The organism is Crossiella sp. CA-258035 (assembly GCF_030064675.1).
Taxonomy (GTDB): Bacteria; Actinomycetota; Actinomycetes; order Mycobacteriales; family Pseudonocardiaceae; genus Crossiella.
Genome location: NZ_CP116413.1, coordinates 5,782,658 through 5,805,239, shown reverse-complemented (window position 1 = coordinate 5,805,239; position 22,582 = coordinate 5,782,658). Strand labels below are relative to the sequence as shown.

At 73.0% G+C, this 22,582-nt stretch carries 2 protein-coding genes; both read left to right on the top strand.

Annotated elements, in window-relative coordinates; translation table 11 throughout:
* Positions 1-24: 24 nt before the first annotated feature.
* Positions 25-16,839: a type I polyketide synthase gene (locus N8J89_RS26335; RefSeq protein WP_283659695.1), complete on the top strand. Its 16,815-nt coding sequence runs from the start codon at positions 25-27 to the stop codon at positions 16,837-16,839.
* A 189-nt stretch (positions 16,840-17,028) separates the two neighbouring features.
* Positions 17,029-22,578: a type I polyketide synthase gene (locus N8J89_RS26330; RefSeq protein ID WP_283659694.1), complete on the top strand. Its 5,550-nt coding sequence runs from the start codon at positions 17,029-17,031 to the stop codon at positions 22,576-22,578.
* Positions 22,579-22,582 lie beyond the last annotated feature (4 nt).

Here is a 22,582-nt window from a genome sequence, read left to right as displayed (position 1 = left end):
GTAGCCGACGGGCAGGTACACCGGATGCCAGAACAGCAGGACAAGGTTGTCGACTACCTCCGCAAGGTCACGGTCGACCTGCGCCGGGCGCGCCAGCGCATCGAGGAGCTCGAGGCGCAGGGCCGGGAGCCGATCGCGATCGTGGGCATCGGCTGCCGGTTCCCCGGTGGCGTGCGCGGCCCGGAGGACCTGTGGGAGCTGGTCCGGTCCGAACGCGATGTCATGTCCGCGGTGCCCGCCGACCGGAACTGGCCGACCGGCGGGGTGGACTACCCGAGGGTCGGCGGTTTCCTGGACGACGCCGCGCTGTTCGACTCCGAGTTCTTCGGCATGTCCCCGAGGGAGTCGCTGACCACCGACGCCCAGCACCGCCTGCTGCTGGAAACCTCCTGGGAGGCCCTGGAACACGCCAGGATCGACCCGGAGAAGCTCAAGGGCAGCCGCACCGGCGTCTACACCGGCCTGGTCTACGGCGACTACGGCGACCTGCTCGACCCGGAGGACTCCCGCGGCTACCTGAGCCTGAACAGCGCGCCCAGCGTCGCCTCCGGCCGGGTGTCCTACGCGCTGGGCCTGGAAGGTCCCGCGGTCACCGTGGACACGGGCTGTTCCTCCTCGCTGGTCACCATCCACCTGGCCATCAACGCCCTGCGCACCGGCGAGTGCACCCTGGCCCTGGCCGGCGGCGCGTCGATCATGACCCAGCCGACCGCGTTCATCGAGTTCACCCGCCAGGGCGGCCTGGCCCCCGACGGCCGCTGCAAGGCATTCTCCGACTCCGCGGACGGCACGGCCTGGAGCGAGGGCGTCGGAGTCGTTGTGCTGGAACGCCTTTCCGACGCCCGCCGCAACGGCCGCCGGATCCTGGCGGTCATCACCGGCAGCGCGACCAACCAGGACGGCGCGTCGAATGGGCTGACCGCCCCGAACGGCCCGTCCCAGCAGCGGGTCATCCAGGACGCGCTGCGCGAGGCGAGACTGTCCACTTCGGACGTTGATCTGGTCGAGGCGCACGGTACCGGAACGACGTTGGGCGACCCGATCGAGGCGCAGGCATTGCTGGCCACCTATGGGCAGGGGCGGGAACGGCCGCTGCTGCTGGGGTCGATCAAGTCGAACCTGGGGCACACGCAGGCCGCGGCGGGGGTCGCGGGTGTGATCAAGATGGTGCAGGCGGTGCGGCACGGGATCGTGCCGAAGACCTTGCACGTGACCGAGCCTTCGTCGCATGTGGACTGGTCGGCGGGGGCGGTGGAGCTGGTCACGGAGACGGTGCCGTGGCCGGAGGTGGATCGGCCTCGGCGGGCGGCGGTGTCCTCGTTCGGGGTTAGTGGGACGAACGCGCACATTGTGATCGAGCAGGCGCCGGTGGAGGACGCGGGCGCGGAACGGGGCGCGGTCGAAGGGGTCGACGGCGCTGGGCAGCGTTCGGTCGAGAGGGCAGGGGGTGCCGAGGGGCCTCAGGGTGAGGGGGCGCTGGGCGCTGAGCGGCGGGTGGCTGATTGGACGCGCGGCGCTGAGGCGGTCGCGGGCAAGGCGGCGCACGGCGTTGAGCCGCTTGCGGTTGACAGGGCACGGGGCACAGAGCAGCTATCTGTTGACGGGGTGCCGGGCACGAAGCAGCTCGCAGTGACGGAGACGCCGCAGGCCGGGCAGCTCGCGGCGAAGGGGGCATCGGGTGCTGGGCCGCTTCCGGCCGATGAGGCACGGGGCGCTGAGCAGCCCGCAGCGGTGGAGACGCCGCAGGCCGAGCAGCGCTCGGTCGAACAGACGCAGGGCGCTGAGAGGCTCCCCGGTGAGCGGGCCGCTGGACTGGGTGTGACGCCACTGGCCGTTCCGCTGGTGTTCTCCGCCAAGTCCGAAGCCGCGCTGCGTGGGCAGTCCGCGCGGCTGGCCGACGCTCTCGCTTCCGACTCCGCCCTGGACATTGGCCACTCGCTGGTCACCTCCCGCGCCAACCTGCCCGTGCGCTCCGTCGTGGTCGGCGATGACCTGCCCGGCCTGTTGCGCGAGTTCGCCGACGCCGGATTCGCCGAGGCCGGGGGAGTGGTGTCCGGCACGGTGCTCGCCGGTGGTCGCTCGCTCTTCGTCTTCCCCGGCCAGGGCTCGCAGTGGGTTGGCATGGCTCGTGAGCTGCTGGCCGACTCGCCGGTGTTCGCCGCTCGCTTTGCTGAGTGTGCCGAGGCCCTTACGCCGCATGTTGAGTGGTCGATCACTCATGCTTTGGCGGATGAGGAGTTGCTGGCACGCGTTGACGTTGTGCAGCCGGTGAACTGGGCGGTCAATGTTTCGTTGGCGGCGTTGTGGCAGTCGATGGGAGTGGTGGCAGAGGGAGTGGTCGGCCACTCACAGGGTGAGGTTGCCGCGGCGGTTGTGGCTGGCGGGTTGTCGTTGGCTGATGGGGCGTTGGTGGTTGCGCGGCGGTCGCAGTTGATCGCGCGGGTGCTGGCCGGCCGGGGTGGGATGGCCTCGGTCGCGCTGCCCGCGGCGGAGGTGCAGGCGCGGCTTGGCGACGGGGTGGGGATCGCGGCGGTGAACGGGCCGGCCGCCGTGGTGGTGTCCGGCGAGGAGCGGGCGCTGGCGGAGTTTGTGCGCGGCTGCGAGGCCGATGGGGTACGGGTCAAGCGGATCGCGGTGGACTACGCCTCGCACTCGGAGTTCGTGGCCGAGCTGGAGACCGAACTGGGGCAGCTGTTGGCCTCAGTGCGGCCGCGGACCGGGGAGATTCCGTTCTACTCCACGGTGACCGGGGACTGGCTGGACACCGCCGAGCTGGATGGCGGCTACTGGTTCCGGAACCTGCGGCAGCAGGTGCACTTCTTCCCGGCGATGCAGGCGCTGATCCAGTCCGGCCACAACCGGATCATCGAGGTCAGCCCGCATCCGGTGCTGGCGGCCGAGATCCAGGCGACGCTGGACGGGCTCGGGATGGAGGGCGTGGTCACCGGGACCTTGCGCCGCAACGAAGGTGGCGCGCGACGGTTCCTGGAGTCCGTTGGCGCGTGGTGGGTCCGCGGCGGTCAGGTGGACTGGTCGGCCTGGTTCGCCGGGTCCGGCGCGCGGGTTGTCGACCTGCCCACCTACGCCTTCCAGCGGCAGAAGTACTGGCCCGCACCGCGAATCGCCGGTGACGCCTCCGCTTTTGGTCTGACCCCGACCAGGCACCCGGTGCTCGGCGCGGCCGTGCCGCTGGGCGACGGCTCTGGCGTGGTGCTCACCGGACGCCTGGCCGCCGACACCCATCCCTGGCTGGCCGAGCACCCCGTGGTGCCGGGCAGCGCGCTGCTGGAACTGGTGGTGCGCGCGGCCGACGAGGTCGGTTGTGCCAGGGTCGCCAACCTGACCCAGCTGACCCCGCTGGTGCTGCCCGAGGGCGGCGCGCAGCTCCAGATCGTGGTCGGCCCGGCCGGATCCGACGAGCGTCGCACGGTCTCGGTGCACGCCCGCGCCGCCGACTCGCTCGCCGACTGGACCCGGCACGCTTCCGGCCAGTTGGCCAAGAACGCCCTGGAGCTGCCGGAAAACCGCGCGGATGGCCAGATCGCCGAGGTGTCGGTGACCGACCCCGGTGCGTTCGGCATCCACCCCACGCTGCTCCAGTCCGCCATCCTGACCGTGGCCGAGGGCACCCTGCCGGTGGAGTGGCAGGACGTCACCCTGCACGCCACCGGCGCCACCACCCTGCGCGTGCAGCTCGCCCCGCTCGCCCAGGACGAGTGGGAGCTGCGCGCCGCCGATCCGTCCGGCGCGCCGGTGCTCACCGCCCGCTCGGTGACCCTGCGCCCGGTCGAACTCCCGGCCGATGGCCTGTTCGCGCTGGACTGGATCCCGCTGACCGACCCACCGGAAGCGCCGGAAGCGGTCTTCGCCGAGATCGGCACCGGGGACGACCTGGCCGCGGTGCACGAGGCCACCGCGCGAGCGCTGGAGCTGGTGCGCGAGTGGCTGGCCGGGGAGAACACCGCCCGGCTTGTTGTGGTGACACCGGATTCGGGTCCCGCGGCGGCGGCCGTGGGCGGGTTCCTGCGGTCGGTGGTCGCGGAACACCCGGGCCGCTTCACGCATCTGGCTGTGCCCTCCGGAGCTGATCCAGCGCTGGCCACGCCGTACGTGGGTGAGGAATCCTGGCTGCGGATCGCCGATGGCCAGGTGCTCGCGCCCCGGCTGCGCAGGGTCGAGCCGGTCGCGGCTGAGCTTGACTGGGATCGGGATGGCACCGTGCTCATCACCGGTGGCACCGGCGGACTGGGCAGCGAACTCGCTCGGCACCTGGCCGCCAACGGATTCCGCAACCTCGTCCTGGCCAGTCGCCAAGGACCCGATGCGCCCGGTGCCGCCGAACTCCTCGCCGAACTTCGCGAGCTGGGAGCCGAGGCCACCGCTACTGCCTGCGATCTGTCCACAATGGACTCGGTTCGGGAGCTGGTCGACGGTGTCGGCAACCTGGCCGCCGTCGTGCACACCGCGGCCGTCCTCGATGACGCCGTGGTCGAGTCCCTGACGCCCGAACGGCTTTCCGCCGTGCTGCGGCCGAAGATCGACGCCGCCTGGCACCTGCACGATGCCACCCGTGACCTGGCCGGATTTGTGGTCTACTCCTCGGCCGCCAGTGTCTTCGGCAACGCGGGCCAGGCCGCCTACGCCGCGGCCGACGCGGCCATGACCGAGCTGGTCCAGACCCGGCGCGCCAACGGTCAGCCGGGACTGGCGATCTCCTGGGGCGCTTGGGAAGCCGGGCTCTCCGCCGGGATGAGCGAGGCGGACCGGCAGCGGATGGTCGCCGCCGGGTTCCGGCAGTTGCCGGTGGCCGACGGGCTGGCCGCGTTCGACCGGCTGGCCGCCTCGGAGCTGGCTGCCGCGCTGGTGCTGCCGATCGACCTCGCCGCGGTACGCCGTCAGCCGGTGGTCGCGCCGGTGCTGCGCGAGCTGGCCGGATCGGGTCCCGCGGTGCTGCGCCGGGGCACGGCGGCGGTGGCCGCGGTGTCCGGGGTGCTGGCCGGCGGGTCCAGGGCGGAGCAGGTGGCCGCGCTGCGCGAGCTGGTGCGGGCGCGGGTCGCGGCGGTGCTGCGCTACACCGGTGAGGTGCCTGTGGACCGCGCCTTCCGGGAGCTGGGCTTCGACTCGATGACCGCGGTGGAGCTGAGCCGGGCGCTGTCCGCGGCCACCGAGCTGCCGCTGCCCACCACCCTGGTCTTCGAGCACCCCAACGTGATCGCGCTCGCCGACCACCTGCTGGCCGAGCTGACCGGTTCCGACGAGCCGGTGCGGGAACACACCCGCCAGGTCGACGACTCGGATCCGATCGTGATCGTCGGCATGGGCTGCCGCTACCCGGGCGGTGTGGTCGATCCGGATGGCCTGTGGCAGCTGGTGTCCGACGGGGTGGACGCGATCACCGAGTTCCCGGCCGACCGCGGCTGGGACACCGCGGGCCTCTACGACCCGGACCCGGACCGGCGCGGCACCACCTATGTGCGCGCGGGCGGGTTCCTGCACGACGCGGCCGAGTTCGACGCCGGGTTCTTCGGCATGTCCCCACGCGAGGCGATGGCCACCGACGCCCAGCAGCGGCTGTTGCTGGAGACCACCTGGGAGGCGCTGGAACGCGCGGGGATCGAGCCGAGGTCGTTGCGCGGCAGCGACTCCGGCGTGTTCGTCGGCGTGATCTACACCGACTACGGGCCGCTGCTGGACGCCGAGTTCGAGGGTGAGCAGAGCATCGGCAGCACGCACAGCGTCGCCTCCGGCCGGGTCGCCTACACCCTGGGTCTGGAGGGCCCGGTGGTCTCGGTGGACACCGCCTGCTCCTCCTCGCTGGTGTCGCTGCACCTGGCGGCCCAGTCGCTGCGCACCGGGGAGTGTTCGCTGGCCATCGCCGGTGGCGCGACCGTGATGTCCACGCCCACCGCGTTCGTGGAGTTCTCCCGGCAGCGGGTGATGTCCGCGGACGGCCGCTGCAAGGCCTTCGCCAACGAGGCCGACGGCACCGGCTGGTCTGAGGGCGTCGGCGTCGTTGTGCTGGAACGGCTTTCCGACGCGCGGCGCAACGGGCACCGGGTGCTGGCCGTGCTCAAGGGCTCGGCGATCAACTCCGATGGCGCCTCCAACGGCCTGACCGCGCCCAACGGCACCGCCCAGCGCAAGGTGATCCGTGCCGCGTTGAACTCCGCCGGACTGGCTGCTTCGGACGTTGACGTGGTGGAGGCGCACGGCACCGGGACCTCGCTCGGCGACCCGATCGAGGCCCGCGCCCTGCTCGCCACCTACGGTCAGGACCGGGAGCACCCGCTGCTGCTCGGCTCGCTGAAGTCGAACATCGGCCACAGCCAGGCCGCGGCCGGCGTCGGCGGTGTGATCAAGATGGTGCAGGCCATGCGGCACGGCGTGGTGCCGCGCACCCTGCACCTGACCACGCCCTCGGCGCAGGTGGACTGGTCCAGTGGCGAGGTCCGGCTGCTCACCGAAGAGGTCGAGTGGCCCGCGGTGGACCGGCCGCGCCGGGCCGCGGTGTCCTCCTTCGGCATCAGCGGCACCAACGCACACGTCATCCTGGAACAGGCCCCGGCCGAGGAGCGCGCCGAGACCCCCGACGCGGACCTGGTGCCGATGCCGGTCTCCGGCCGCAGCGCGACCGCGCTGGACGAGCAGCTCGCCCGCATCCGCCCGCTGCTGGACTCAGACCTGTCCACTGTGGACATCGCCTACTCGTTGGCCACCACCCGCACCGCCTTCGAGCACCGCGCTGTGCTGCTGGACGGCAGTGAGATCGCCAGGGGAACCGCCACCGAGGGTGGGACCGCGTTCGTCTTCTCCGGCCAGGGCGCCCAGCGCCTGGGCATGGGACGCGAGCTGTACCAGCGGTTCCCGGTCTTCGCCGAAGCGCTGGACGCGGTGGCCACCCAGCTGGACACCGGACTGGCCGAGCCGATCCGCGCGGTGATGTGGGGTGAGGACGCCGACCGGCTGAACCAGACCGGCTGGGCTCAGCCCGCGATCTTCGCGGTGGAGGTGGCGCTGTTCCGGCTCCTCGAGTCCTGGGGCGTGCGACCGGACTACCTGGTCGGGCACTCCATCGGCGAGATCGCCGCCGCGCACGTCAGCGGCATCCTGTCGCTGGCCGATGCGTGCACGCTGGTCACCACCAGGGCCCGGCTGATGCAGGCGCTGCCCAGCGGTGGCGCGATGCTGGCCGTGGACGCCGAGGAGTCCGAGGTCACCGAGCTGCTGACCGACCGGCCGGCGGTCTCCATCGCGGCGGTGAACGCCGCGCGCAACATCGTGGTGGCCGGGTCGGCCGAGGCGGTGGCCGAGGTCAAGGAGGTGCTGGCCGGGCGTGGCCGCCGCACCAAGCTGCTCGCGGTCAGCCACGCCTTCCACTCGCCGCTGATGGATCCGATGCTGGCCGAGTTCGCCGAGTCGCTGGCCGGGATCAGCTTCCGTGAGCCGCGCATCCCCGTGGTGTCAACGGTTACCGGCGCGCTCGCCGAGGGCGAGGAACTGCGATCGGTGGACTACTGGGTGCGGCAGGTGCGGCAGCCGGTGCGCTTCGCCGACGCGATCGGTGCGCTGGCGGCGGCGCGGGTGCGGGCCGTGCTGGAGGTCGGGCCGGACGGGCTGCTGTGCGCGGCCGCCGCGGAGTCGCTGCCCGAGCGGGCGGTGGTGACCGCGCTGCTGCGCGCCGACCGGCCGGATGAGGCGGAGTCGGTGCTGGCCGGGGTGGCCGGGCTGTACGTGGCCGGGGTCGCGGTGGACTGGACCCGGTTGCTGCCAGGGGGTTCGGTGGTGGAGCTGCCGACGTATGCGTTCCAGCACAAGCGGTACTGGCCCTCGGTGCAGCACGGGGGCGCGGGGCGGCTGTTCGGCGTGGAGTGGCGGCCGGTCGCCGCCACTGATGCAGAGTCGCCCGCGGTCGAGATTGTCGAGGCTGGGCGGGTCGATGACGAGCCTGCCGCGGTGTTCGCCGAGGCCGCCCGCGCGCTGGAACTGGTGCAGGGCTGGCTGAGCGACGAGTCCGGTGCCCGCCTGGTCGTGCGCACCCCCGTCGAGGGCGTGGCCGCCGCCGCGGTGGCCGGTGTGGTGCGCTCCGCCGCCGCCGAACACCCCGGCCGCTTCCTGCACCTGGCCGCGAACTCCGCCGCCGAGGCCGAACTCGCCTGGCCCTACCTGACCAGCGCGGAACCGAGCCTGCTGGTCCGCGACTCCCGGATCCTCGCACCCCGGCTGACGCCGCTCGCGCCGCGTCCGGCCACCGTGGGCTGGGACCGTGAGCGCACCGTGCTGCTCGCCGGCGGCACCGGTGGCATCGGCCGCGCGCTGGCCGAACACCTGTCCCGCCAAGGGTTCCGGCGGCTGGTCCTGGCCAGCCGCCGCGGCCCGGCGGTCGAGGGCATCACCGAGTGGGCCGCCGGGCTGGATGCCGACGTGCGGATCGTGGCCTGCGACCTGACCGACGGGTCGGCAGTCGCCGAGTTGGTGGCCGGTATCCCGGCGCTGGGCGCGGTGGTGCACGCCGCCGGGTTCGTCGATGACGGGTTGCTGGAGTCGCTGACCGGGGTACGGCTGGCCGCGGTGTTGCGGGCCAAGGTCGATGTGGCCTGGCACCTGCACGAGGCCACCCGCGAGCTGGACCTGGCCGGGTTCGTCGTCTTCTCCTCGCTGGCCGGGATCGTGGGCGCGCGCGGGCAGGCCAGCTACGCGGCGGCCAACGCGGCGCTGGACGAGCTGGCCCGCGCCCGCCGGGCCGCCGGGCTGCCCGGACTGTCGATCGCGTGGGGGCCGTGGACGGTGGGCATGGCCACCGACCTGTCCGCCGAGGACTGGCGGTCGCTGGCCTACCACGGGCTGTCCGGGCTGTCCGAGTCCCAGGGCCTGGCCCTGTTCGACCGGGCGGTCGCCGGGCAGAGCCCGTACGTGGCCGGTGCGGCGCTGGACGTCGCGGCGCTCGGCCACGCGGCCGATCTGCCCGCGGCCCTGCGCGAGCTGGCCCCGGCCGCCGCTCCCGTGGTCACCACGACGGCTCCGGCCGCCGCCCGGGTGGAGCTGGCGCAGCTGCGGCAACTGGTGGGGGAGCGGGTCTCCGCGGTGCTCCGCTACACCGAGGGCATCGCCGAGGACACGCTGTTCGGCGACCTGGGCTTCACCTCGCTGACCGCGGTGGAACTGAGCCGCGCGCTCTCCGCCGCGACCGGGCTGAACCTGCCCGCCACGGTGGCCTTCGACTACTCCAGCGTCACCGCGCTCGCCGACTACCTGCACCGCGAACTCTCCGGCGGCACAACCAAATCCGCCGCGCCGGTGACCGCCTCGGCAGACCAGTCCGATCCGATCGTGATCGTCGGCATGGGCTGCCGCTTCCCCGGCGGCATCGACAGCCCACAGGCGCTGTGGGACCTGGTCGAGGTGGGTGGCGACGCGCGCAGCCCGTTCCCGGCGGACCGCGGCTGGCCAGTGGACTCGCTCTACCACCCGGACCCGGACCACCCCGGCACCGTCTACGTGCGCTCCGGCTACTTCCTGGACGAGGCGGCCACCTTCGACGCGGACTTCTTCGGCATGTCCCCGCACGAGGCCGCCGCCACCGACCCGCAGCAGCGCCTGCTGCTGGAAACCACCTGGGCCGCACTGGAGCACGCGGGCATCCCGCCGCAGCGGTTGCGCGGCAGCAAGACCGGCGTGTTCACCGGTGTGAGCGCCACCGACTACGGCCACCTGCTCGGCGCGGAGTACGAGGGACACCGGTCCACCGGCAGCATCGCGAGCGTCGCCTCCGGCCGGGTCGCCTACCTGTTCGGGCTGGAAGGCCCGGTGCTCAGCCTGGACACCGCCTGCTCCTCCTCGCTGGTCGCGCTGCACCTGGCGATGCAGGCCCTGCGCAACGGGGAGTGCTCGCTCGCGCTGGCCGGCGGGGTCACCGTGATGTCGACCCCGGCCGCGCACGTGGAGTTCTCCCGGCAGCGCGCGCTCGCCCCGGACGGCCGGTGCAAGGCGTTCTCCGATGACGCGGACGGCACCAGTTGGTCCGAGGGCGTCGGCGTGCTGGTGCTGGAACGGCTCTCCGACGCGCAGCGCAACGGGCACCGGATCCTCGCGGTGGTCAAGGGTTCCGCGGTCAACTCCGATGGCGCGTCCACCGGCCTCACCGCGCCGAACGGACCGGCCCAGCAGCGGGTGATCCAGGAAGCCCTTGCCAGCGCCGGACTATCCACTTCGGACGTTGACGTGGTGGAGGCGCACGGCACCGGCACCCGGCTCGGCGACCCGATCGAGGCGCAGGCGCTGCTGGCGACCTATGGGCGGGAACGGGAACAGCCGGTGCTGCTGGGGTCGCTGAAGTCGAACATCGGGCACACCCAGGCCGCTGCCGGAGTGGCCGGGATCATCAAGATGGTGCAGTCGATGTGGCACGGCGTGGTGCCCAGGACCCTGCACGTGAGTGAGCCGTCCTCGCGGGTGGACTGGGCCGCGGGTGCGGTGCGGTTGCTGACCGAGCCGGTGGCCTGGCCGGAGGCCGGGCGGCCGCGGCGGGCCGCGGTGTCGGCGTTCGGCGTGAGCGGGACCAACGCGCACGTGATCCTGGAGCAACCGCTGGTGATCACGGGTGAACCGACTGAGGTCGCTGCGGAAACGCCGGTTCCACTGCTCGTTTCGGGCAAGTCGGCGGATGCCCTGGCGGCTCAGATCGACCGGATTTCCGCTGCGCTGGAACACACCCCCGTCGCCGACCTCGCCCACTCCCTGGCCACCCACCGCAGCACCTTCGCGCACCGGGCCGTCCTGCTCGACGGTGCCGTGGCCGCCAGAGGTGTTGCCACGACTGGGAAGACCGCGTTCGTCTTCTCCGGTCAGGGATCGCAGCGCCTCGGCATGGGACGCGAGTTGTACCAGCGCTTCCCGGTCTTCGCCGAGGCATTCGACGCGGTGGTCGCCGAACTGGGCGAGCACGTGCGCGAGGTCATGTGGGGCGACGACGCGTCCGCGCTCAACGAGACCGGAACCGCGCAGCCCGCCCTGTTCGCGCTGGAAGTGGCGCTGTTCCGGCTGGTGGAGTCCTGGGGCGTGACCCCGGACTTCGTGGCCGGGCACTCGATCGGCGAGCTGGCCGCCGCGCACGTGGCCGGGGTGCTGTCGCTGGCCGATGCGTGCGCGGTGGTCTCCGCGCGGGCGCGGCTGATGCAGGCGCTGCCCAGCGGTGGCGCGATGGTCGCGGTCGGGGCACCGGAGTCGGTGGTCGAACCGCTGGTGCGGGACCGGGCCGAGGTGTCCATTGCCGCGGTCAACGCACCCGAGGCGCTGGTGCTCTCCGGCGCGGCGGAGGCGGTGGCCGGGGTGGCCGCGGTCCTTGCCGCGCAGGGGTTCCGGACCAAGCAGCTGCCGGTGAGCCACGCGTTCCACTCGGCGCTGATGGATCCGATGCTGGCCGAGTTCGCCGCGGCGATCGACGGGATCTCCTTCGGTGAGGCCCGGATTCCGGTGGTGTCCACCCGGACCGGCGCGCTGGGCACGGAGCTGGGCTCGGTGGACTACTGGGTGCGGCAGGTGCGCGAGCCGGTGCGGTTCGGCGACGCGATAGCGGTGCTGGCCGGGGCCGGGGTGCGGGCGGTGCTGGAGCTGGGGCCGGGCGCCTCGCTCGGCGTGCCCGCGGCGGAGGCGCTGCCGGTGGACGCGGCGGTGACCTCGTTGCTGCACGCGGAACAACCGGATGAGCACCGGTCGCTGCTGCGCGGGCTGGCCGAGCTGCACGTGGCCGGGGTTGACGTGGACTGGCCGCGGCTGCTGCCCGCTGGGTCCTTTGTGGATGTTCCGACCTATGCCTTCCAGCGGCGGCGGTTCTGGCCGGACGGGCAGCAGCCGCAGGCGCCGCAGCCCGAGCCCGTGGTGCTGGACCGGACCACCGAGGACCAGGCCCGTTCGCTGCGCGAGCTGGTGAGCGAGCGGGTGGCCTCGGTGCTGGGCCACCAGGGCAAGATCCCTGCCGAGCGGCCGTTCCAGGAGCTGGGTTTTGACTCGCTGCTGGCGTTGCGGCTCTCCAGGGGGCTGTCCGCGGCCACCGGGCTCGCGCTGCCCGCGACGCTGGCCTTCGACCACCCGACGGTCGCCGACCTGACCGAGTTCCTGCTGCGCGAGCTGAACGGCGGCGCCGACTCCTCCGCGCAGAGCCAGGGACCGATCGCGGTGGACGAGCCGATCGCGATCGTCGGCATCGGCTGCCGGTTCGCCGGTGGCGTGGACGGGCCGGACGCGTTGTGGGACCTGGTGTTCAACGGGATCGACGCGACCACCGAGTTCCCGGCCAACCGCGGCTGGGACCTGGGCAACCTGTACGACCCGGACCCGGACCGCAAGGGCCGCAGCTACACCAAGCGCGGCGGCTTCCTGCACGAGGCCGGACAGTTCGACCCCGGGTTCTTCGGCATGTCACCGCGCGAGGCCGTGGCCACCGACCCGCAGCAGCGGCTGCTGCTGGAGACCTCCTGGGAAGCCCTGGAGGACGCCGGGATCGACCCCCGGGTGCTGCGCGGCAGCGCGACCGGCGTGTTCACCGGGTTGAGCTGCAACGACTACCCGAACCTGCTCGGCCAGGAATATGAAGGGCACCAGGCCACCGGTGGTCTGGCCAGCGTCGCCTCCGGGCGGGTGGCCTACACGCTCGGGCTGGAGGGGCCGACCGTCACCGTGGACACTGCCTGTTCCTCCTCGCTGGTGGCCATGCACCTGGCGGCCCAGGCCTTGCGGGCGGGCGAATGCCAGTTGGCGCTGGCGGGTGGCGTGACGATCATGTCGACCCCGGCCGGGTTCGTGGAGTTCTCCCGGCAGCGGGCGCTGTCGCCGGACGGGCGCTGCCGGTCCTTCTCCGATGACGCCGACGGCGTTGGCTGGGGCGAGGGTGTTGGCGTGCTGGTGCTGGAGCGGCTCTCCGACGCCAAGCGGCACGGGCACCGGATCCTGGCCGTGGTGCGCGGCAGCGCGATCAACTCCGACGGCGCGTCCAACGGGCTGAGCGCGCCGAGCGGACCGGCGCAGCAGCGGGTGATCCGCGCCGCGTTGGCCAGCGCCGGACTGTCCACTTCGGACGTCGACGTGGTCGAGGCGCACGGCACCGGCACCACCCTCGGTGATCCGATCGAGGCCCAGGCCCTGCTGGCGACCTACGGGCAGAACCGGGAAACGCCACTGTGGCTGGGCTCGCTGAAGTCGAACATCGGGCACACCCAGGCTGCCGCCGGGGTTGGCGGTGTGATCAAGATGGTGCAGGCGATGCGGCACGGCGTGCTGCCCAAGTCGCTCAACGTGGGCGAGCCCTCCAGCAAGGTGGACTGGTCCCAGGGCGCGGTGGAGGTGCTCGCCGAGGCGCGGGACTGGCCCGAGCTGGACCGGCCGCGGCGTGCGGCGGTGTCCTCCTTCGGGGTCAGCGGCACCAACGCGCACGTGATCCTGGAGCAGGCCCCGGAGGTCGCCGAGCCGTTGTCCGCCAACGGTTCCGGGCTGGTCGCCTCCGCTGGCGTGGTGCCTTGGGTGCTCTCCGCGGCGGTCCCGGCCGCGTTGCGCGGGCAGGCCGCCCGGCTGGCCGCGCGGGTCGCCGAGGACACCGAACCGGCCGATGTGGGCTGGTCGCTGGCCACCACCAGGGCCTCGTTGGACCACCGGGCCGTGGTGGTCGCGCCCAGCCGACAGGACGCGGTGGCCGCGCTCGACGCGCTGGCCGCCGAGGAGCCGTCGCCGTTCGCGGTGACCGGGCAGGCCGTGGTGGACGGGCGGACGGTGTTCGTCTTCCCCGGTCAGGGCGCGCAGTGGGTCGGCATGGGCGCCGAACTGTTGAAGGCGTCCCCGGTGTTCGCTGCGCGGCTGGCCGAGGTCGCGGCGGCGCTGGATCCGTTGACCGGGTGGTCGCTGCTGGACGTGATCTCCGGTGGCGGTGAGCTGGACCGGGTGGACGTGGTGCAGCCCGCCTCCTTCGCGATGATGGTCTCCCTGGCCGCGGTGTGGGAGTCGGCGGGGGTGCGACCGCACGCGGTGATCGGGCATTCGCAGGGTGAGATCGCGGCGGCCTGTGTCAGCGGTGCGCTGTCGCTGGAGGACGCGGCCAGGGTCGTGGTGTTGCGCAGCAAGGCGATCGCGCAGGGCCTGGCCGGGCTTGGCGGCATGTTGTCGGTGGCCGCGCCTGCCGCGGAGATCGACCTCAGCCGCTGGGCCGACCAGGTGTCGGTGGCCGCGATCAACGGACCCTCCGCGACGGTCTTCGCCGGTGAGGTGGCCGCGCTGGAGGAACTGGCCGCCTGGAGCGAGGAACGCGGCTACCGGGCGCGGATGATCCCGGTGGACTACGCCTCGCACAGCGCGCACGTCGACTCCCTGGAGGAGGAGCTGCGCGAGGTGCTGGCCGGGGTGGTCATCGGCGAGGGCCAGGTGCCCTGGTGGTCCACTGTGGACAGTCAGTGGCTGGACCCGGCGGAGGTGGCCGGGGAATACTGGTTCCGCAACCTGCGCCAGACCGTGCGGTTCGAGCAGGCGGTGCGGGCGCTGGCCGAGAGCGGCTACGCGGCCTTCGTCGAGGTGAGCAGCCACCCGGTGCTCACCGCCGCCATCCAGGACACCCTGGACGCGCTGGCGCTCAACGACACCGTGGTCACCGGCACCCTTCGCCGGGACGACGGCGGCGCGGACCGGCTGCTGCTCAGCCTGGCCCAGCTGCACGTGCACGGCGTCGCGGTGGACTGGGCCCGGCTGTTCCTCGGCGCGGGCGCGCGACGGATCCCACTGCCCACCTACGCCTTCCAGCACGAGAACTACTGGGCCGAACCGGAGCAGGCCGTGGCCGGGGTCGCGGACAGCGCGTTCTGGACCGCGGTGGAACAGGGCGACGCGAGCGCGCTGGCCGACTCGCTCGGCGTGGACGAGGCCGCGTTCGCGCCGGTGCTGCCCGGCCTGACCTCGTGGCGACGCCGCCACCAGGAGGCCACCGCGGCCGACGAGTGGTCCTACCGGATCGGCTGGGAACCGCTGAACACCGGCGCGGCCGAGCTGACCGGCACCTGGCTGGTCCTCGCGCCAGCCAACGCCGACGCGCCGGTGAGCGCGGTGGTCGACGGCCTGAACTCCCACGGCGCCAAGGCGATCGTGGCCACCCTGGACGCGATCGAGGCCAACGAGGACTACGCCGGTGTGCTGTCCCTGCTGGCCTGGGACGAGCGGTCCGCGGACACCCTCGCCCTGGTGCAGACCGTGGAACGGCTCGGACTCGCCGCGCCCTTGTGGTGCCTGACCAGCGGCGCGGTCGCGGTGACCGACCCGGCCGAGGTGACCAGCGCGCACCAGCCGGAGTTGTGGGGCATGGGCATCGTGCTCGGCCTGGACCGGCCCGCGCTCTGGGGCGGCATCGTAGACCTGCCAACGCGGCTGGACGAGGCCGCGCTCGGCAGGCTGGTCGCGGTGCTGGCCGGTACCGACGGCGAGGACCAGGTGGCGATCCGGGAGTCCGCGGCCTTCGGTCGGCGACTGCGCCGGGAAAGCCTGTCCGGGGCAACGGCTTGGCAGCCGCGCGGCACGGTCCTGGTCACCGGCGGCACCGGCGCGCTCGGCGCGCACATCGCCCGCTGGGCCGCGACCAACGGTGCCGAACGGCTGGTGTTGTTGTCCCGCAAGGGTCCGGACGCCGCCGGTGTGGCGGAGCTGACCGCGGAGATCAACGAGATCGGTGCCAGGGTGAGCGTGCGGGCCTGCGATGTCGCCGACCGCGACCAGCTCGCCGCGGTGCTCGCCGACCTGCCGGACCTGACCGCGGTGGTGCACGCCGCGGGCGTGGCCAGGCCGGAGACCCCGATCTCGGAGATGCCAGCTGAGGAACTCAACGAGATCGGTCAGGCCAAGATCGACGGTGCCCGGCACCTGGACGAACTGTTGCGTGGACACGAGTTGGACGCGTTTGTGCTGTTCTCCTCCGGCGCGGCGACCTGGGGCGGCAGCGGCCAGCTGGCCTACGCCGCGGCCAACGCCTACCTGGACGGCCTGGCACATGCCCGCCGGGGCAGGGGCGAGGCGGCGACCGCGATCGCCTGGGGCGCCTGGGGTGGCGACTCCGGCATGGTCGACGCCGAGGCCGCCGACCAGCTGCGCCGGATGGGCCTGCTCACCCTGGACCCGGAGCGGGCCACCAGGGCAATGGCCCAGGCGGCCGGAACCGATGCGCCGCACCGGATCCTGGCACACATCGACTGGTCCCGGTTCGCCCCCGGCTACACCCTGGCCAGGGTGCGCCCGCTGCTGAACGGCCTGCCTGAGGTGGTCGAGCTGCTCGCGCCGGAAATCGCGGCCGCGCCGGGGGAGTCGGAGTTCGCCGGGAAGCTGGCCGGACTCACCGGGGAGGAGCAGGACAAGCTGCTCACCGAGCTGGTGCAGACCGAGGCCGCCGCGGTGCTCGGCTACCGGGACGGCTCCACCATCGAGGACCGCGCGTTCAAGGACATCGGGTTCGACTCGCTGACCGCGGTGGAGCTGCGCAACCGGCTCAACAAGCGCACCGGGGTCCGGCTGCCGGCCACCGCGGTGTTCGACCACCCCAGGGCCAGCGCGCTGGCGAAGCGGATCCGCACCGAGCTCGGCCACACCGACAGCAACTCGCTGGAGCACGTGCAGGCACAGCTGGAGAAGCTGGAATCCAGCCTGCTGCAACTGCCCGCCGAAGCCGTCGAACAGGCCAAGATCACCGCCCGGCTGCACCGCCTCACCGCCAGGCTCACCGACAACCTGGCGGGCACCGCCCCGGCCTCCGTGGCCGACACCCTGGAATCCGCCTCGGCCGAGGACGTCCTCGCCTTCATCGACTCGGAGCTGGGCACCGACTGACAGAAAGGACCCCACCGTGTTGGCCGAAGTCGTACGCCGTGTTGGCCGTTCTCGTACGCCGTGTTGGCCGAACCGGTACGCGCGCAACGGCCAACACACCGCCCGCAACGGCCAACACACCGTCCCACTTCGGCCAACACACCGTCCAAGAACGGCCAACACACCGTTGAATCAGCCTGGAGATCACCGATGACCAGCGACGACAAGGTCCTCTCCTACCTCAAGAAGGTCACCGCCGAGCTGCACACCACCCGGCAGCGGCTGCGCGAGGCGGAGTCGGCGGTCGACGAGCCGATCGCGATCGTCGGCATGGCCTGCCGCTACCCCGGCGGCGTGGCCTCGCCGGCGGACCTGTGGCAGCTGGTCGCCGAGGGCCGGGACGCGATCACCCCGTTCCCGACCGACCGCGGCTGGGACCTGTCCAACCTGTTCGACCCGGACCCGGACGCGGTGGGCAAGAGCTACTGCAGCGAGGGCGGGTTCCTGGACCGCGCCGGGGACTTCGACGCGCCGCACTTCGGCATGTCGCCCAAGGAAGCGATGGCCACCGATCCGCAGCAGCGGCAGTTGCTGGAGACCGCGTGGGAGACCTTCGAGGACGCCGGGATCGACCCGACCTCGTTGCGGGACAGCGAGGTCGGCGTGTTCACCGGGGTGGCCACCAACGGCTACTCGATGAACGCGGACAGTGTGCTGGACGAGTACCAGGGCTACCTGGCCACCGGCAGCGCGAACAGCGTGGCTTCGGGCCGGATCTCCTATTCGCTGGGTCTGGCCGGGCCCGCGGTCACCGTGGACACGGGCTGTTCCTCCTCACTGGTGGCCATGCACTGGGCGATCCAGGCGCTGCGCAACGGCGACTGCTCGATGGCGCTGGCCGGTGGCGCGATGGTGATGGCCACACCGGGCGCGTTCGTGGTGTTCTCGTTGCAGCGCGGGATGGCCAAGGACGGGCGGTGCAAGTCCTTCGCCGACGCCGCGGACGGCACCTCGTGGAGCGAGGGCGTCGGCCTGGTGCTGCTGGAGAAGCTGTCGGTGGCCCGGCGCAACAACCACAACGTGCTCGCGGTGATCCGGGGCAGCGCGGTCAACCAGGACGGCGCGTCCAACGGGCTGACCGCGCCGAGCGGGCCGGCCCAGCAACGGGTGATCCGCGCCGCGCTGGCCAGCGCCGGGCTGACCACCGCCGACATCGACGCGGTGGAGGCGCACGGCACCGGCACCGTGCTGGGCGATCCCATCGAGGCGCAGGCGGTGCTGGCGACCTACGGGCAGAACCGGGAGACCCCGCTGTGGCTGGGGTCCCTGAAGTCGAACATCGGGCACACCCAGGCCGCGGCCGGGGTCGGCGGTGTGATCAAGATGGTGCAGGCGTTGCGGCACGGGGTGTTGCCCAAGACGCTGCACGTGGACGAGCCGACGTCCAAAGTGGACTGGAGCTCGGGTGAGGTGCGGCTGCTGTCGGAGGCGCGGGAGTGGCCGGAGGGGGATCGGCCGCGGCGGGCGGCGGTGTCCTCGTTCGGGGTGAGCGGGACCAACGCGCACCTGATCTTGGAGGAAGCGCCGGAAGACGCGGAGCAGGGGACGGACAGCGCGGGCGCGGGGGCCGGGGGCGCGGGCCCCGGGCGCGGCGCGGGGGCCGGTGGCGCAAGCTTCGGGAACGGCGCGGGGGCCGGGGGCGCGAGCTTCGGGCGCGGCGCGGAGGCCGGGGGCGGAGCTGGGCTGGTCGCGGCCAGCGGTGTGGTGCCGTGGTTGGTCTCCGGTGCGAACGCGGCGGCGCTGCGCGGCCAGGCCGCCCGGCTGGCCGAGCGCGCCCCGGACGGCCTGCTGGACGTGGGCTGGTCGCTGGCCACCACCCGCGCCATGCTGGATCACCGCGCGGTGGTGGTCGCCGCGACCAGGGACGAGGCCGTGGCCGGGCTGGCGGCGCTGGCGGCGGATGAGACCTCGGTCGCGGTGGTGAGTGGGCGGACCGTGCCCGACGGCCAGACCGTGTTCGTCTTCCCCGGTCAGGGCGCGCAGTGGGTCGGCATGGGCGCGGAGCTGCTGAAGACCTCGCCGGTGTTCGCCGCGCGGCTGACCGAGGTGGCCGCGGCGCTGGACCCGCTGACCGGGTGGTCGCTGCTGGACGTCATCTCCGGCGGCGGTGAGCTGGACCGGGTGGACGTAGTGCAGCCGGTCTCCTTCGCGGTGATGGTGTCGCTGGCCGCGGTGTGGGAGTCGGCCGGGGTCAAGCCGGATGCGGTCATCGGGCACTCGCAGGGTGAGATCGCGGCGGCCTGTGTCAGTGGCGCGCTGTCGCTGGAAGATGCGGCCAAGGTGGTGGTGTTCCGGAGTCAGGCGATCGCGGCGGATCTGGCCGGGCGCGGTGGGATGATGTCGATCGCGGCTCCGGTCAACGACATCGACCTCACGCCGTGGGCCGGGTTGTCCGTGGCGGCGGTGAACGGCCCCGCGGCGACCGTGGTGGCCGGTGACGTGGACGCGTTGCGGCAGCTGGAAGAGCAGTGCGCCGAGCGGGGGCTGCGGACCCGGGTGATCCCGGTGGACTACGCCTCGCACAGCGCGCACGTGGACGCCATCGAAGGCAAGCTGGCGGAAGTCCTGGCCGGGATCACGGTGCGGGACGGCTCGGTGCCGTGGTGGTCCACTGTGGACAGTCAGTGGATCGAGCCGGGTGTCGCGGATGCCGGGTACTGGTTCCGGAACCTGCGGCAGACCGTGCGGTTCGAGCAGGCGGTGCGCTCGCTCGCTGAGGCCGGTTACTCGAACTTCGTCGAGGTGAGCAGCCATCCGGTGCTGACCACGCCGATCCTGGAAGCCCTCGAGGAGCGGGACGACGTGGTGGTCACCGGCACGCTGCGCCGGGACGACGGCGGTGCGGACCGGCTGCTGCTCAGCCTGGCCCACCTGCACGTGCACGGCGTGCCGGTGGACTGGGCCGCGCTGTTCGCCGGGTCGGGCGCGCGGCGGATCTCGTTGCCCACCTACGCCTTCCAGCACCAGCACTACTGGCTGGAGCTCTCCGGCACGTCCGGTGACCTGGGTGCCACCGGCCTGGTCAACGCGGACCACCCGCTGCTCGGCGCGGTGGCGCACCTGCCGGACACCGGCGGGGTGCTGTTCACCGGCAGGGTCGCCCGCGCCACCCACGACTGGCTGGCCGACCACGTGGTCGGCGGCTCGGTGCTGCTGCCGGGCGCGGCCCTGGTCGAACTCGCCATCCGCGCCGGGGACGAGGTGAACTGCCCGACCCTGCGCGAGCTGGCCGTGGTGCGGCCGGTGACGCTGCCCGAGGACGCCCCGATCTACCTCCAGGTGCTGGTCGGCGCGGCGGAGGACAACGGCGACCGGGACATCCGGATCTACTCCCGGCCCGTGGACAGTCCACAGTGGACTGAGAACGCCACCGGCACGCTCAGCGCCGACCTGCCGGTCACCATCCCGGCCCAGCCCTGGCCGCCCGCCGGGACGCGCGCGGACAACGCGGCCGAGCTCGGCCTGGACGCGGCCTGGATCGGCGTGGACGAGGTGTTCGCCGAGGTCCAGCTGGCCGAGCAGCACGCAAAGCAGGCAGGCCGGTTCGGCCTGCACCCCGCGCTGCTGGACGCGGCCCTGCGCGCCAGCGGCCTGGTCGGCGGCGGTGAACCGGGGGAGCAGCGGCTGCCCTTCGCCTGGAACGACGTCCAGCTGCACGCCGCCGGGGCCAGCGCGGCGCGGGTGCACCTCAAGGTCACCGGCCCGGACACCCTGGCCATCACGCTGACCGACACCTCCGGCGCACCCATGGCCGCCATCGGCTCGCTGATGATGCGCACCATCGACCCCGCCCAGCTCCAGGCATCCGGCTCGGACCTCGGCCAGGACGTGCTGTTCGAGCTGACCTGGCGCGAGCTGACCGCCACCGGCGGCGCGGCCAACGCGGTTGTGCTCGGCGACGGTCCGCTGGCCGACTCGTTCGTGCGCGGTGGGGCGCCCGCTGAGCCGTCCGGGTCCCTGGACACGCTGCTGGAAGGCCGGGGCGGGCACGCGCCGGAGTTCGTGCTGCTGCCCGTCACCGGCGGCACCGGCGAACTGGCCGAGGCCGCGCGGCAGGCGGTGCACCGGACACTGAACGTGATCAAGGAGTTCCTGGCCGACGAGCGGTTCGCCGAAAGCAAGCTGGCCGTGGTCACCTCGCGCGCCATCGGCCTCGACGGCGACGACCTCAGCGGCATCGCCGAGGCCGGGGTCTGGGGCCTGGTGCGCACCGCCCAGTCCGAGCACCCCGGTCGGTTCGTGCTGTCCGATGTGGACGGTGCCGACTCCTCGGCGGCCGCGCTGCTGACCGCACTGGGCAGCGGCGAGGCCCAGCTGGTGGTCCGTGAGGGCGCGGTCTCGGTGCCGCGGCTGGCCAGAGTGGCTGCGACCGAACCGGCCTGGCAGTGGCCGACCGAGGGTACCGTGCTGATCACCGGCGCCACCGGCAAGCTCGGCGGCGAACTGGCCCGGCACCTGGTCGAGCACGGTGCCCGCGACCTGCTGCTGGCCAGCCTGCGCGGACCGGCCGCACCCGGGGCTGAGGAGCTGGTGCGTGAACTGACCGAAGTGGGCGCACGGGTCCGGCTGGTCGCCTGCGACACCGCCGACCGTGGCGCGGTAACGGAGTTGCTGGCTGGACTGGACGGCCCGCTCACCGGTGTGGTGCACGTGGCCGGTGTGGTCGGCGACAACCTGCTGCCCAACCTCACCGCCGAGCAGGTCGAGCAGGTCATGCGGGTCAAGGCCGACTCCGCGGTGGTGCTGGACGAGCTCACCCGCGAGCACCCGCTGACCGCCTTCGTCTGCTACTCCTCGGTCGCCGGACTCACCGGCGGCCCCGGCCAGGGCCCCTACTCCGCTGCCAACGCCTTCCTGGACGCGCTCGCCCACCGCAGGCGCGCGCTCGGCCTGCCCGGCGTGTCGGTGGCCTGGGGCCTGTGGGGCGGCGAGGGCGGCATGGGCGGACGGCTGGAGGCCGCGGAGTGGTCCCGGCTGCGCCGCTCCGGCGTGGTCCCGATCGCGCCGGAACAGCGCACCGCCCTGCTGAACGCGGTCACCCACGTGGCCGCGCCGCTGGTGGTGGCCGCGCCGATCGACCTGCGCGCGGTGGACCGGGACGCGGTGCCGCCGCTGCTGCGCGGCCTGGTCCGCGGCACCGCGGCCGGGGCAGCGCCGGCCACCGGTGGCGGGGCCGCGCGCGGCGCGGAGCTGACCGCGCGGTTGCGCGGACTCAGCGAGAAGGAGCAGGAGACCCTGCTGGCCGACCTGGTCGCCACCGAGTGCGCGCACCTGCTCGGCTACGGCTCCGGCGCGGAGCTGGACCGGCTGCGCGGGTTCGTCGACCTCGGCATGACCTCGCTCAACGGGGTCGAGCTGCGCAACGTGCTCGGCGCCCGCACCGGCCTGCGGCTGCCGGCCGCGCTGATCTTCGACTACGCCAACATCCTGGAACTGGCCCGCTACCTGCGTGGCCAGCTGGTGGACAGCGCGGGTCAGGGCGCGGCGCTGGCCGAGCTGGCCCGCCTGGAGGCCGCGGTCGCCGGGGGCGAGCTGACCGAGGAATCGCGGACAAAACTGGTAAATGGCTTGGCCCAACTGCTGTGGACTCTTCAGGACGGCCGCACCGAGCCAGGGGCGGACCAGCACGAGGTCGGGCTCGCCGAGGCGAGTGACGACGAGATGTTCGCTCTGATCGACGAGGAGCTGGGGCTCAAGTAGTCCG

Excerpts from the sequence above, each read along its gene's own strand:
- N8J89_RS26330 (WP_283659694.1), top strand. The coding sequence starts at position 17,029 with ATGACCAGCGACGACAAGGTCCTCTCCTACCTCAAGAAGGTCACCGCC.
- N8J89_RS26335 (WP_283659695.1), top strand. The coding sequence starts at position 25 with ATGCCAGAACAGCAGGACAAGGTTGTCGACTACCTCCGCAAGGTCACG.